This is a genomic window from Dactylosporangium sp. NPDC000521 (assembly GCF_042898305.1).
Taxonomy (GTDB): domain Bacteria; phylum Actinomycetota; class Actinomycetes; order Mycobacteriales; family Micromonosporaceae; genus Dactylosporangium.
In genome coordinates this window covers 570981-584238 of sequence record NZ_JBIAYW010000001.1, presented here as the reverse complement: position 1 = coordinate 584238, position 13258 = coordinate 570981, and the positions used below count along the sequence as shown (strand labels likewise).

Here is a 13258-nt window from a genome sequence, read left to right as displayed (position 1 = left end):
GGACGGCGGCAGTCGTGGTGGCGGGGTGCCGGCTGCTCCCGGCCGGCACCCGGCCTGCACTGTCCCTTCAGCGCGGCAGCGGTGATGGGCGCCCTTCCAGCGCGGCAGCGGTGACGGCGGCTCTTCCCGCGCGGCGGCGGTGATGGGGGCTCTTCCCTCGCGGCGGCCGTGATGGGGGCGCTTTACAGCGCGGCGGTGGTGATGGCGGCGCGCAGGCGGGTGAGGGCTTCGGCGCGGACGCCGGTCAGGACCGGTTCGGTGGTCACGGTCGCGGCGCGCAGGTCGACGGGGCGGGGGGTGCGGGCGGTCGCGGCGCGGATGCCCTCGATGAGCGCCGGCCCCCACGTGCCGCCGATGACGATCTCCTGCGGGTCGGCGAGGGCGACGGTCGCGGCGACGACGCCGGCGACCGCGTCGCACACGGCGGTGCCGGCCGGTGAACCCGGGGTGCAGCGGTCCAGGAGACGGTCGACGTCGATGGCGGTGGAGTCGTCGCGGCGCAGGCCGAGCTCGGCGAACAGCTCGATGAAGCGGACGGCCCGGCCGTGCGGGCCGACGGTCAGCAGGTGCGCGATCTCGCCGGTCAGTCCGGTGCGGCCGCGGCGGATCTCGCCGTCGTTGACGATCGCGCAGCCGAGGCCCTCCCCGAGGTACAGGTAGGCGAAGTCGCCACGGTCACCGGCGTGGTCGCGTTCGGCGCGGGCGAGCCAGTTGACGTCGTTGTCGACGATCACCGGGCCGGCCACGAACCGGGTCAGGACGGCGACGGGGTCCAGCTCGCCGACGAGGAACGGCGCGTCGGGCAGCTGCACCAGCCGGCCGGTCGCCCGGTCCACCGGGTCTGCGGCGCCGACGACGGCCACCCGCACCGGGCCCCCATGACCGGAACCGTTGGGGCCGCCGAAGTCGCCGTTCATGGTGGAGCTGCCGTCCGCGGTGGCGACACGAGGGGCGGCAGCCGGTACATCGGCCGCAAACGCGAACGCGACGGACGAGACCGTGGAGACGGCGGTGCGCAGGGCGGCAGCGACCTCGTCGGGGTGGGCCGGGCGGCCGATCGGGCGGGCGTCGCGGGCCAGGGTGTCGCCGTGGGCGTTCAGGCACACCGCCACGACACCCGACGGCGCGATGGTGACGGCGAGCGCGAGCCCGACGCCGGGGGCGAGCGCGTAGTAGGAGCCCACCCGGCCACGGCCGCGGCCGCCGGGGGTGCGTTCGCCGGTGTCGGACACCAGGCCGCGCTCCTCGAGGCGGCGCACGCTCTCCCCCGCCGTCGGCTTCGAGATGCCGATCGCCGTGGCGAGCTCGGCCCTGGTCAGGCGCCGGTGCTCCATGAGTGCGCGCAGCACGTGCTCGTCGGTCGCCGACCGGACCAGATCCACGCCACGCATTCTAGTCAGGAGCCTTGCCTTGAAGAACGGCCGGGTGCTACAAGTAAGGGCACCTACCTAGAAAGGAGACGGCCGTGACGCTGCCGCACTGGGAGGAGACGCCCGCCGACCTCAGGGCGGCGACCCGCGAGATCAAGGCGGCCCTGCGCGAGCGCATCGCCGCGTCCGGCCGGACCGTCGAGGAGGTGTTCGCGGTCGTCGAGCGCCGCGTGCAGGACGCCGTCGACGAGATCGGCGCGGCCCGCCGGCGCGGCGAGACGATCTGGCCGGTGATCGACTACGCCGACATCGCCGCCGGCACCGTCTCCCCCGCCGACCTGGCCCGCCTCAAGCGGCGCGGCTGCCTCGTCGTGCGCGGGCACTTCGAGCGGGAGCAGGCCCTCGGCTGGGACCGCGACATCGTCGACTACGTCGAGAGCAACCGGTTCTTCGAGCAGTACCGCGGCCCCGGCGACGACTTCTTCGGCAGCGTCGGCTCCAAGCCCGAGATCTACCCGATCTACTGGTCGCCGGCGCAGATGCAAGCCCGGCAGAGCGAGCGCATGGCGACGGTGCAGGCGTTCCTGAACAGCCAGTGGAAGCACGAGTCGGACGGCGTGCGGTGGTTCGACCCGGAGCGCGACTCGCTGTACCCGGACCGGATCCGCCGCCGGCCGGAGGGCGCCGACTCCGCCGGCCTCGGCACGCACCTCGACCCGGGCACCCTGGACCTGTGGATGACGCGGGCCTACCAGCAGGCGTTCCGGCACCTGTTCGACGGCAGCGTCGAGCAGTACGACCCGTGGGACGCCGCCCACCGCACCGCCGGCCCGCAGTACCCCGGATCGACGATGTGCTCGGCGTTCCGCACGTTCCAGGGCTGGACGGCGCTGTCCGACATGGACCACGACCAGGGCGTGCTGCACACCGTGCCGATCCCGGAGGCGATGGCGTACCTGATGCTGCGCCCGCTGCTGCCGGACGTGCCGGACGACGACATGTGCGGCGTCACCGTCAACCAGGTCTTCCCGGCCGGCCACAAGTGGCACGCCCCGCTCATGGAGGCGCTGTCCGGCATCCCCGACGTGAAGGCCGGCGACTCCGTCTGGTGGCACTGCGACATGATCCACAGCGTGGCGCCGGTCGAGGCGCAGCGCGGCTGGGGCAACGTCATGTACATCCCGGCCGCCCCCTGGTGCCCCCGCAACGAGCAGTACGCGGCATCGGTCCGCGAGGCGTTCCGCTCCGGGGAAAGCCCGAGCGACTTCCCCGCCGAACACTACGAGAAGGACTGGCCCAACCGCTTCCACGAGGCCGACCTGAACGAGATCGGCCGGCGAGGACTCGGGCTGGATTTCCTCAACGCGGCCTGAACTGTGCCGATCCGCCGGAGGACGTTTCGTGCGGAGGAGAGCGCTGTGCCGGACAGCTACCAGCAGACCCGTCGGCCCGCCCGGTCGATCATGTTCGTCGGGGTCATGGGCCAGGCCGTGTCGACCATCGGCGTCGGCGCCCTCGGCATCTGGCTCATGAACGCGACCGGGGCCGTCGACATCGGCTTCGGCTCCGCGGTCGCGTTCATCGCGGTGCTGACCGTGATGAACGCGTTCTCCGCGTACCTCGGGATCCGGCCGCTGCTGCAGTCGGCCGGGAAGGTCCTGGCGCACCTGGACGCGATGGTCACCGGCGACCTGACCCGCCGGCTCGACCTCAACCGCAAGGACGAGTTCGGGCTCATCGCCGACGCGCTGAACCAGGCGACCGGGTCGATCCACGGCGTCATCCGCACCCTGGACGCGTCGGCCACCGCACTGTCCGGCGCGTCCGGCGAGCTGCGCGACGTGAGCCAGGGCTTCGCCCGCAACGCCAACCAGTCCAGCAGCCAGGCGCAGGGCATCGTGACCGCCGCCGAGCAGGTGTCCCGCAACGTCGACACGGTCGCCACCGCGTCCAACGAGATGAGCGCGTCGATCCGCGAGATCGCGCAGAACGCGGCCCAGGCGGTGCGGGTCGGCGACGACGCGGTGCAGGCCGCGACGTCGACGAACGCGACCGTGGCCCGGCTCGGCGAGTCGTCGACCGAGATCGGCAACGTCGTCAAGGTGATCACGTCGATCGCCGAGCAGACGAACCTTCTCGCCCTCAACGCCACGATCGAGGCCGCCCGCGCCGGCGACGCCGGCAAGGGGTTCGCGGTCGTCGCCGGCGAGGTGAAGGACCTGGCGCAGGAGACGGCGAAGGCGACGGAGGACATCTCCCGCCGGGTCGAGGCGATCCAGCAGGACACGCAGAACGCCGTCGACGCGATCGGGCAGATCACCGGCATCATCTCGAAGATCAACGAGTATCAGCAGACGATCGCGGCGGCCGTCGAGGAGCAGGCGGCGACGACCGCGGAGATGGACCGCAGCGTCAACGCCGCCGCCACCGGCTCGTCGGACATCGCCCAGAGCATCAACGGCGTCGCCGACGCGGCCCGCACGGCCCAGGACGGCGTCGCCGATGCGCTGCGGCTCAACGGCGAACTGGAGCGCATGTCGTCGGAGCTGCGGACCGTCGTCGCCACGTTCCGCATCTGACCGTGTGAAGCCGATCTCCGCGGCGCTCCGGGCGGCCGGTCCGCGCCGTAGCGGCCCAGAGCGCAACGTGGCGACGGGCCTGCTGGCGGCGACGCCGTCGTTCATCTACATCGGCGAGGCGGTCCTCGGCCCGCGGCGGCTCGACCCGGCGCTCACCGGCGCCGGCGCGGCGCTCGCCGCGCTGGGCGCCGTGCCGATCTTCACCGGCACGCGCCGGGCCGTCGGGCTGCTCCAGATGCCGGCCGCCGTCATCGGCTGCGGATCGATCGTCCTGCTGGACCTCGGCACCGGCAACGCCGCCGGCACCGGGCTGCTGTACTTCTCCGTGCCGGTCCTCCTCGCCGCCGTCCACCTGCGGCTGCCGGGGGTCATCGCCGTCACCGCCGCCGCCCTCACCGGCGAGGCGGTGGTCACGCTGTCGCTGATGCCGGTCGCCGACGCGGCTCTCGACCTGGCGCTCGTCGGCAGCACGCTCTTGCTGACGGCGGCCGCGTGCTGTCGCTGATGCCAGTCGCCGACGCGGCTCTCGACCTGGCGCTCGTCGGCAGCACGCTCTTGCTGATGGCGGCCGCGGCGGCCCGGGCCGGCGTCGCGCAGGACCGGCTCGTCGGGCAGCTGCGACGCCTGGCGGACGTCGACCCGCTGACCGGCCTGGCGACGCGGCGGATCCTCGACGACGCGGCCCAGCGCGCCGTCGACCGCGACGCCGCCGAGACCGCGCTGGTGCTCATCGACGTCGACTGGTTCAAGGAGATCAACGACACGTACGGGCACGCCGTCGGCGACGACGCTCTCACGCACATCGCGGCGAGGCTGATCGAGCGGTGCCGCGCCGTGGACGTGCTGGCCCGGCTGGGCGGCGACGAGCTCGCGGTGCTGATGCCCGGCTGCTCGTTCGACATCGCCGTCGCCCGCGCGAAGGACTTCGTCGACGCGGTGCGCGCCCGCCCGCTGACGCTGCCCGACGGGCGGGTCGTGCCGGTCTCGATCAGCGTGGGCGCGGCGCACGCCCCGAGCCAGGCGCACACCGCCCGCGACCTGTACACCAGCGCGGACGCCGCCCTGTACGCCGCGAAGCGGGCCCGCCGCACGCTCTAACCCGGCAGTGCTCCGCCCGTCGCGGGCCCGCCATCGCGCGGACCTGGCGGGCTGGGCTCACGAGCGCCGGACGCGTCGCCGGGATCGGGCGGATCAAGACCCTCCTGCGGCGGCCACGGCGGCGGGCTCAGCTCATCAGGACTGTGATACACGAGCTCACGGCTCGCCCGTCCCCGCCGCTCGTCCACCATCGCCCTGACCTCCGCGGCTGGTTGCATCCGGCACCTGGGTACGGGTTTACGCTCCAACCATGTCACAGCAGCAGGCGGGGCTGCGCTCGGGCGAGGTCGCCGAGCAGGCCGGCGTGAACATCCAGACGCTGCGGTACTACGAGCGCCGCGGGCTGCTCACCGAGCCCGTCCGCACGAACGGCGGGCACCGGCTGTACCCGCCGGACACCGTCGCCCTGCTCACGGTCATCAAGGCCGCGCAGCGGCTCGGGTTCACCCTCGACGAGGTCGCCGACCTGCTCGACGCCGGTCGCCGCCGGCACCCGACCCCGGACCTCCGGCAGCGCGCGCTGGACAAGATCGCGGAGGTCGACGCGAGGATCGCCGACCTCACCGCCATCCGGGCCACGCTGACCGAGGTCGTCGACGCCCGCTGCGACAGCCTGACCAACTGCACCTGCGCCGACTGCCCGCTGCCGTTCCTCACCATCGGCGGCCCTGTCAGACCGGCATCTCCCACGGGGCCTGCGGCAGCGGGCGGCCGGTCTCCAGCAGCGACTTGAGGTTCGCGAGGACGGCGGGCCAGCCCAGGGAGATCGCGTCCAGGTCCTCCTTCGTCGCCAGCTTCTCGTGCGTCACGGTGAGCCGGACGATGTCCTGGCTCTGCTCGACGGTGAACGTCACGGTGGAGTCGTCGAACGTCATGACCAGGCGGGTCGGCGGGACGGCCTCCAGAATCGTGCCGCCGGCGTCGGCGATGCCGGAGCCGTCGGTGCGGCGGTGCTCCCACGTCGAGCCGGGCTGCCAGTCGGAGACGTTGGCGTGCCCCCAGTACTCGGCGGTCAGGTTGGCGTCCGTCAGGGCGTGCCACACCTGCTCCGCGGTCGCCTTGATGTAGGTGACGTACACGTACGTCGGTATCCCGGTCTGCATCGAACTTCCCTCCGCGTGGCGTTTGACGGCGTCCAGGGTGCGCAGCCGCGGCTCCTCGTACGCCGCGATCCACCGGCGCCGCAGCTCGTGGATGGGCACGGGGTTGAGGTAGTGCAGCTTCTCGCGCCCCCGGCGCACGACGGTGACGAGGTTGGCGTCCTGCAGCACCTGCAGGTGCTGCGTGGCGGACTGGCGGGCCATCGACAGGCCCGCGCAGAGCATGCTCAGCGTCTGCCCGTCCTGCCGGCGCAGGCTGTCGAGCATGCTCCGGCGGGTCGGGTCGGCCAGCGCCTTGAACACCAGGTCCACCTCCGCATTATGCAGGTTTTTACCTGCCTATTGTCAAGCGGTGCGACGATCAGCGCTCCCGCCGCATCTGTACGGGTGTGCGGAGCACACCGGTGACAGTCGCAACGGTGGTGGTGACCCTGGTGTGACCGGCCCGGCATCCGCTTCGGTTGATCCGAAGGCGCCGCATCCGGTGCCTCGGCCAGCCTGGCAGTATGGGCGCGCGCCCATGCCGGCCGGCCGGTGTGACCTTGTTCGGAGGCGGTCGGGGCGGGCAGCGGCCCGCGGCGGTTTGCTTTAAGGTCGCGGGAATGTCAGCAGGCGCCAAGGCAATGCAGATCCTGTTCATCATCGCGGGCACGTTCGCCATCGCGTTCGGCGTGCTCGGGTCCATGGCCGAGGGGGACGACTCGAAGAACGCGCAGTGGACGTGTTACGCGCCGGCGCGGCAGGGCGATCCGCAGAACTGCCGGGGTGAGCTGACCGGCGGTGACCTGACCATCGCGACCAACTTCATCCTGGGCGGCATCGGCCTGATGATCGCGGCCGCGGCGTGCGCCATCGGCGGCCGGCGCGACGCCGCCGCACCGCAGGTGCCGTTCACGGTGCCCGGCCAGCCGCCGTTCCCGCCGCGGCCCGTGCCGACCGGCAGCCCCATCGTCCCCACGCAGGCCCCGCCGCCGCCCGCCTGGCCGTCGGCCTGAGACCACACCGCGCGGTCAGGCGAGCCGGTACTCCTGACCGGCGACGGCCGGCCACCGCACCCGGCACCTGTCCGCCGGAGCACCGGCCGCGCCGGTCACGGCAACCGGACCGCCGCCCGCAGTCGCGACGACCGGACCGCCGGCCGCGGTCGTGACGCCGAGCCGTGACGGCAGCTCCACCACGAGCGGGCCGCTGCGGCCGGCGACGATCCGGGCCGACGAGAGGCGCCCGTCGGACCAGGCCATGTCCACGACGTGGCCGCCACGGCAGCGGATGCCGCGGACCCTGCCCGTGTGCCAGGACGGCGGCAGCGCCGGCAGGAGGCTGACGGCGCCGGCGTGGCTCTGCACCAGGGTTTCGACGATGCCGGCGGCGGCGCCCAGGTTGCCGTCGATCTGGAAGATCCAGCCGCTGGCGCGCCCCGCGTCGGGGTGCAGGCTCAGCAGCGACGCGGAGCACAGCTCGGCGGCGAACGCGGTCAGCGACTGCTCGGCGAGGGCGCCGCAGCGCAGCCGCGCGGCGAGGCACAGCACCCAGGCGCGGCTCCAGCCGGTGTGCCCGGTGCCGTGCGCGAGCCGCAGCAGCAGCGCCCGCCGGGCGGCCTCGAAGTGCGCGGGCGTGCCGGTCTCGGTGATCCGGGTGCCCGGGTACAGGCCGTACAGGTGCGACAGGTGCCGGTGCCCGGGTTCGCGGGGCAGGCGCTGGTCGTACCACTCCAGCAGGCAGCCGTCGGTGCCGACCTGGACGGGTCGCAGCGCCCGCAGGGCCGTGGCCGCCTCGGCGGAGCCGGTGAGGGCGACGTACCGGGCGAGCACCTCCCGCGCCAGCTCCTGGTCCAGCGCGCAGCCCCACGAGACGGAGCCCTCGAGGAAGGGGTGCTCCGGCGACGTGGACGGGCTGAACACCAGGGCGCCGGAAGGGTCGGGCACCAGCATGTCGAGGGTGAACCGGGCGGCCGCCTCGATGACCGGCAGGACGTCGACGGTGCCGCCGTAGTCGCGGTGGTCCCAGAGGTGCGCGGACAGCCACAGCAGCGCCGACGGCCAGTTCGCCCACTGCGGGTCGCCCGGCACGGGTGCGGTGAAGCGCCACAGGTCGGTGTTGTGGTGCGCGGCGGCGCCGCGGGCAGCGTAGTACCCGGCGGCGGTCGAGGTGCCCGCGGCGGCGAGGTCACGGGTCAGCGTGAGCAGCGGCTCGTGCAGGTCGGCGAGGCCGGTCGGCTCGGCGGCCCAGTAGTTCATCTGCGCGTTGATGTTCGTGGTCCAGTTGCTGCTCCATCCGGGCCGCACGTCGGCGTTCCAGATGCCCTGCAGGTTCAGCGGCTGCGTGCCGGGGCGGGAGCCGGCGATCAGCAGGTACCGGCCGAGGTGGAAGAACCGGTCGACGCCGGGGAGCTCCAGGTCGGCCCGGTCGTAGTACTGGCGGTGGTCGGCGACGTGCCGCGCCCGGAGCACGGGCGTCGGCGCGCCGAGCGCCGCGGTCACCGCCGCGAGGGCCGCACCGGCGATGGCGGCGAGGTCGGCGCCAGGCCGCGCGAAGGGGCCGCGGAAGCCGGTGGCGGCCGCGACGATGAGCCGCGTCTCGCCGGCGGTGTGCCGGACGGCGGCGGCGACGGCGAAGCCCATCCCGGCGGCCACGGTGCCGTCGGCGTCGCAGTGGTCGGCGGCGTACTCGACGCCCGGCTCGGCCGGGACGTAGTTGGGCAGCACGTGCGCCGGTGCCCGCCCGGTCCACACCAGGCACGGCCCGGCGCCGGCGTCGACGACGGCGGGCGTCACGGGATGCGGCGTGCGGAAGCGCGGTGGCACGGCCGCGGCAAGGCTGCCGGGTCCGGTCGCGGACACGACGAGGACGCCGTCGGGCGCGGAGACGAACGCGGTGAGCCGCACCCAGTCGCCGCCCGTGTCGTAGCCGGTGACGGCGAGCGCGTCGGCGAGGTGCAGTTCGCGCCCGTACCCGGTGACGTCCTCGGCGGCGGCGTAGTCCCACTCGATGCGGCCGAGGGGCTGGAACGACTGGGTCCACGCCGCCCCCTGCAACTGCCCGGCCAGGGCCTCGGCGGCCGCGTGGTCCCCGGCGGCGATCGCCTCCCGCAGCCGGGGCAGCGCCGCAGGGTCGGGCACGGGCGCGTCCCGCGGCGGCCCGCCGGACCAGAACGTGTCGGCGTTGAGGTCGATCCGTTCGCTGCCGGGCCGCCCGTGCAGCATCGCGCCCAGGTGGCCGTTGCCGAGCGGGAACCCGTCGTGGAACTCCGCGGCGGGTGCGGGCGACGACAGCAGGTGCCGGCTCATGACGCCCGCCGGATCTCGACCTCGCCGGTGTCGTGGTGCAGCAGGAACACCAGGTCGCCGCGGCGCACCGCCTCCACGCCCGGCGGCAGGTCCGGCAGCACCGGCGCCACCCCCGCCTCGGCGCAGACCCGGCGCAGCAGCCGGCGCATCGCGTCCGGCGCGGGGATCGTGGCGACGTACCAGGCGGTCCCGGCACCGAAGCCGTTGCGCAGCACCACGGGCCGCCCGTCCAGGGGTCCGCCGCGGACGGCCGCGACGGTGTCCGCGCCGCGCGCCGTGGTCCACTCCGCCCACATCGTCGCGGTGAAGTCGCCGAGTGCGTCGGAGCGGACCGTGAGCGGCGCGTCCACCGGCCAGTGCTCCTCCACCCGCACCCCGAGGAGGTCCTGCCACGGTCCGGGCCAGCCGCCGGTGTACACGCGCTCGGACGGGTCGGTGACCCCGCTGAACGGCCCGACCACGAGCGTCCCGCCGCCGGCGACGTAGGAGGCCAGGTGCGCGGCGGTGCGGGCGCTCACCTGGTACAGGTTCGGCACCAGCACCAGCCGGTAGCCGCCGAGCGCGCCCGTGCCCGGCACGAAGTCGCACGTGACGTTGTCGCTCCACAGTGGAGCGTAGTAGTCGGTGAGCCGGTCGGTGTAGCGGAACCCGGCGTGCGGCAGGTGGTCCAGCTCGACCGCCCGCCACGCGTCCCAGTCCAGCACGATCGCCACGTCCGCCGGCACGGGCGAGCCCACGACGGACGAGAGCGCGGCGAGCTCGCGGCCGAGCGCGCAGATCTCCCGGAACACGCGTGAGTCGGGGCCGGCGTGCGGGAGCATCGCCCCGTGGAAGCGTTCGGCGCCCTGCCGGGACGCGCGCCACTGGAAGTGCAGGACCCCGTCGGCGCCGCGGGCGACCGCCTGCATGGACCACAGCCGGTTGAGGCCCGGGCGTTTCGGGGTGGCGACCGGCCGCCAGCTGGCGGCGCCCGGCGACTGCTCGGCCAGCAGCCACGGCCCGCCGCCGAGGGAGCGGACGACGTCCTTCGACATGGCGGCGCGCATGGCCGCGCCGGGGTCGTTCGGGTCCGGATAGGTGTCCAGGGACACGAGGTCCTCGGCGGCCGCCCAGCGCCAGCCGTCGGTGTGCCGGTAGAGGTCCATGAAGTTGGTGGTGACCGGGATCGCGGGGTTGTGGGCGCGGACCGCGTCGCGTTCGGCGGTGAAGCACTCCAGGAGCATGTCGTCGCAGAAGCGCTGGTAGTCGAGGTCCTGCAGCGGGTTGATGACGTACTGGACGCGCCTCGGCGGCAGCACCTCCGCCCAGTCGCCGTACCGCTGCGACCACACGGCCGTGCCCCACGCGTCGTTGAGGCCGTCGAGGTCCCCGTACCGGCGGCGCAGCCATTCCCGGAACCGGCCGGCGCAGTGCTCGCAGTGGCAGACGGTCCCGTACTCGTTGCCGACGTGCCACAGGCGCAGCGCCGGGTGGTGGGCGTAGCGGGCGGCGACCGCGTCGCTGACCTCCAACGCGGCCGCCCGGTACGCGGGGGCGCAGGGGCAGTACTGGTTGCGCGACCCGTACAGGCGGCGGATGCCGTCGGGCCCCTGTGGCAGCGTGTCGGGGTGCCGGTGCCCCAGCCACGGCGGCGGCGAGGCGGTCGGCGTGGCGAGGGCGACGCCGATGCCGCCGTCGTGCAGCAGGTCCAGGACCGTGTCGAGCCAGTCGAACGTGTAGCGGTCCGGGGCGGGCTGCAGCGCCGCCCACGCGAAGACGCCGACGGTGACCAGGTTGACGCCGGCCTCCCGCATGAGCCGCACGTCGTCGGCCCACACGTGCGGCGGCCACTGTTCGGGGTTGTAGTCGCCGCCGTACAGCAGCCGCCCGCGCGTGACGTCGTGCAGTCCCGGCACCGTTCAGCCCTTGATCGCGCCGGTGAGCATGCCCTTGGTGAAGTGCCGCTGCACGAACGGGTACGCCACCACGATCGGGATGAGCGTGAGCGTGACGACCGCCATCTGCAGCGACAGCTGGGCGATCTGCTGATGGCCGGCGTACTGCCCGGTGCCGGTGACCCCGCCGCCGGGCATCGAGCTGCCCTGCAGCGTGTAGGTGTAGAGGATCATCTGCAGCGGCCACTTGCCGTTGTCGGGCAGGTAGAGCAGCGCGTTGAAGAACGAGTTCCAGTAGCCGACGGCGTAGAAGAGGGCGATGACGGCGGTCACCGCGCGGGACGTCGGCAGCACCACCGACCACAGGATGCGCCACTCCCCCGCACCGTCCATGCGGGCCGCGTCGATGAGCTCGGGCGCGGTGCCGCTGAAGAAGCCGCGCATCACCAGGATGTTGAAGACCGACACCGCGGCCGGCAGGACCATCGTCCAGTACTCGCCGTAGCCGCCCAGGGCGGTGACGACGAGGAACGACGGGATGAGCCCGCCGCTGAAGAACATGGTGACGACGAGGAACAGCAGGATGCCGCGGTGCGCGACCGACCCGCGCCGCGACAGCCCGTAGGCGCACAGCACGGTCACCACCATCGACAGGACCGTGCCGACGGCGGTGAGGACGAGGCTGACCAGCAGCGAGTGCGTGACGAGCTGGTTGGTGAAGATCTGCCGGTACGCCTCCACCGTCAGCTCCGCCGGCACCATGACGAGGCCGCCGGCCTCGTTGATCGCCGCCTGCGTGGAGAAGCTGGTGAGCACGATCGAGTACAGCGGCACCAGGATCACCGCCACGACGAGGAACAGCACGATGCCCTTGCCGGCCGTCCCGGCGGGGGTCGGCGGCTCCTGCCAGACGGGTCCGGCATGTCGGCGCCTTGGGGCGACAGCGGTCATTTTCGGTACAACCCATCCTCGCCGAAGGCGTGTGCGAGCTTGTTGGCGGCGAGCACCAGGATCAGTGACAGGACGCCCTTGAACAGGCCGGCGGCGGCGCCGTAGCTGAAGTTGTTGTTGACGACGCCGTAGTAGTAGGCGAACGTGTCGAGCACCTCGGAGGCGTCCCGGCCGACGGCCTGCCGCTGGATCAGCATCTGCTCGAAGCCGACGGTGAGGGCGTTGCCGAGCCGCAGGACGAGCATGAGCATGATGACGCCGCGCATGCCGGGCAGCGTGATGTGCCACAGCCGGCGCCACCGCCCGGCACCGTCGGCGGCGGCCGCCTCGTAGAGGCTCTGGTCGATGGCGGCGAGCGCGGCGAGGAAGACGATGATGCCCCAGCCGGCCTCCTTCCACACGGCCTGCGCGGTGACGAGGTACTTGAACGCGTCCGGGTTGGTCATGATGTCCCAGGTCGCCCAGCCGTGCCGGCGCAGCATCGTGTTCAGCGCGCCAGCGCCGCCGAGCATCTCCTGGAAGACGGTGACGACCAGGACCCAGGAGAAGAAGTGCGGCAGGTACACCACGGACTGCACGAACGAGCGGATCCGGGCGTTGGCGACCTCGTTGAACACCAGGGCGAGCGCGATCGGCACCGGGAAGTACAGGACGAGCTGCACGGCGCTGATGACGAGCGTGTTGCTCAGCGCGTGCCAGAAGATCGAGTCGGTGAAGAGCCGCTCGAAGTTGTCGAACCCGACGAACGGGCTGTACCAGAACCCGGAGTAGATGTCGTAGCTCTGGAACGCGGTGACGAGGCCGAACATCGGCGCGTAGGCGAACACGGCGAGCAGCGCCACCGCGGGTAGCGTCATGAGCAGCAGTGAGCGGTCGCGGCGTAACCGGATCCGCCACAGCTTCGGTGCGGGTGCGTCGGCGGCCGGCCGCGTCACCGCGGCCGGCCTCGTGATCGTCACCGTGCCTCCGGGGCGGCCTGCGCCCGTGGCACCGAGCCGG

Annotated in this window: 12 protein-coding genes; 6 read left to right on the top strand and 6 right to left on the bottom strand. The window is 73.2% G+C overall.

From position 1 onward, the window contains the following. Positions 1-182: 182 nt before the first annotated feature. Positions 183-1382, bottom strand: a complete 1200-nt coding sequence (locus ACFY3L_RS02730) for an ROK family protein (protein WP_389318019.1) — start codon at positions 1380-1382, stop codon at positions 183-185. A gap of 83 nt (positions 1383-1465) precedes the next feature. On the opposite strand from ACFY3L_RS02730, the gene ACFY3L_RS02725 reads away from it, so the two are divergent. The 5 genes from ACFY3L_RS02725 to ACFY3L_RS02705 all read left to right on the top strand — a co-directional run bounded on the left by ACFY3L_RS02725 (position 1466) and on the right by ACFY3L_RS02705 (position 5780). After that, entirely contained in the window at positions 1466-2743 is a 1278-nt protein-coding gene (locus ACFY3L_RS02725; protein WP_389318017.1) for a DUF1479 domain-containing protein, read from the top strand. A 45-nt stretch (positions 2744-2788) separates the two neighbouring features. After that, the gene (locus tag ACFY3L_RS02720) at positions 2789-3949 is read left to right on the top strand and encodes a methyl-accepting chemotaxis protein (RefSeq protein ID WP_389318015.1); all 1161 of its coding nucleotides are present in this window, start codon (positions 2789-2791) and stop codon (positions 3947-3949) included. Positions 3950-4016: 67 nt separating this feature from the next. Then, positions 4017-4454: a hypothetical protein gene (locus ACFY3L_RS02715; RefSeq protein ID WP_389318013.1), complete on the top strand. Its 438-nt coding sequence runs from the start codon at positions 4017-4019 to the stop codon at positions 4452-4454. Beyond that, positions 4454-5047, top strand: a complete 594-nt coding sequence (locus ACFY3L_RS02710) for a GGDEF domain-containing protein (protein WP_389318011.1) — start codon at positions 4454-4456, stop codon at positions 5045-5047. Before ACFY3L_RS02715 ends, ACFY3L_RS02710 begins: the two co-directional genes overlap by 1 nt. A 250-nt stretch (positions 5048-5297) precedes the next feature. Continuing rightward, positions 5298-5780, top strand: coding sequence for a MerR family transcriptional regulator (locus ACFY3L_RS02705; RefSeq protein WP_389318009.1), 483 nt, complete (start codon positions 5298-5300; stop codon positions 5778-5780). Here the strand turns inward: ACFY3L_RS02705 and ACFY3L_RS02700 are convergent. After that, positions 5719-6459, bottom strand: a complete 741-nt coding sequence (locus ACFY3L_RS02700; RefSeq protein WP_389318005.1) for an ArsR/SmtB family transcription factor — start codon at positions 6457-6459, stop codon at positions 5719-5721. The genes ACFY3L_RS02705 and ACFY3L_RS02700 overlap by 62 nt on opposite strands. A gap of 290 nt (positions 6460-6749) precedes the next feature. On the opposite strand from ACFY3L_RS02700, the gene ACFY3L_RS02695 reads away from it, so the two are divergent. Continuing rightward, the gene (locus tag ACFY3L_RS02695; RefSeq protein WP_389318003.1) at positions 6750-7142 is read left to right on the top strand and encodes a hypothetical protein; all 393 of its coding nucleotides are present in this window, start codon (positions 6750-6752) and stop codon (positions 7140-7142) included. Positions 7143-7157: 15 nt separating this feature from the next. Here ACFY3L_RS02695 and ACFY3L_RS02690 read toward each other — a convergent pair whose 3' ends face one another. The 4 genes from ACFY3L_RS02690 to ACFY3L_RS02675 are packed head-to-tail and all read right to left on the bottom strand — an operon-like array spanning position 7158 to position 13218. Continuing rightward, positions 7158-9434 carry a glycoside hydrolase N-terminal domain-containing protein gene (locus ACFY3L_RS02690; RefSeq protein WP_389318001.1) on the bottom strand — a complete coding sequence of 759 codons (2277 nt, stop codon included), beginning with the start codon at positions 9432-9434 and terminating at the stop codon, positions 7158-7160. After that, complete coding sequence (locus tag ACFY3L_RS02685; RefSeq protein WP_389317999.1) at positions 9431-11329, bottom strand: beta-galactosidase; 1899 nt, start codon at positions 11327-11329, stop codon at positions 9431-9433. The genes ACFY3L_RS02690 and ACFY3L_RS02685 overlap by 4 nt, the downstream gene beginning before the upstream one ends. Before the next feature lie 3 nt (positions 11330-11332). Beyond that, on the bottom strand, positions 11333-12259 hold the full coding sequence (locus ACFY3L_RS02680) for a carbohydrate ABC transporter permease (protein ID WP_389317997.1): 927 nt from the start codon (positions 12257-12259) through the stop codon (positions 11333-11335). Beyond that, the gene (locus ACFY3L_RS02675) at positions 12256-13218 is read right to left on the bottom strand and encodes an ABC transporter permease (protein WP_389317996.1); all 963 of its coding nucleotides are present in this window, start codon (positions 13216-13218) and stop codon (positions 12256-12258) included. The genes ACFY3L_RS02680 and ACFY3L_RS02675 overlap by 4 nt, the downstream gene beginning before the upstream one ends. Between the last annotated feature and the right edge of the window lie 40 nt (positions 13219-13258).

Excerpts from the sequence above, each read along its gene's own strand:
- ACFY3L_RS02710 (WP_389318011.1), top strand. The coding sequence starts at position 4,454 with ATGCCAGTCGCCGACGCGGCTCTCGACCTGGCGCTCGTCGGCAGCACG.
- ACFY3L_RS02690 (WP_389318001.1), bottom strand. The coding sequence starts at position 9,434 with ATGAGCCGGCACCTGCTGTCGTCGCCCGCACCCGCCGCGGAGTTCCAC.
- ACFY3L_RS02680 (WP_389317997.1), bottom strand. The coding sequence starts at position 12,259 with ATGACCGCTGTCGCCCCAAGGCGCCGACATGCCGGACCCGTCTGGCAG.
- ACFY3L_RS02705 (WP_389318009.1), top strand. The coding sequence starts at position 5,298 with ATGTCACAGCAGCAGGCGGGGCTGCGCTCGGGCGAGGTCGCCGAGCAG.
- ACFY3L_RS02695 (WP_389318003.1), top strand. The coding sequence starts at position 6,750 with ATGTCAGCAGGCGCCAAGGCAATGCAGATCCTGTTCATCATCGCGGGC.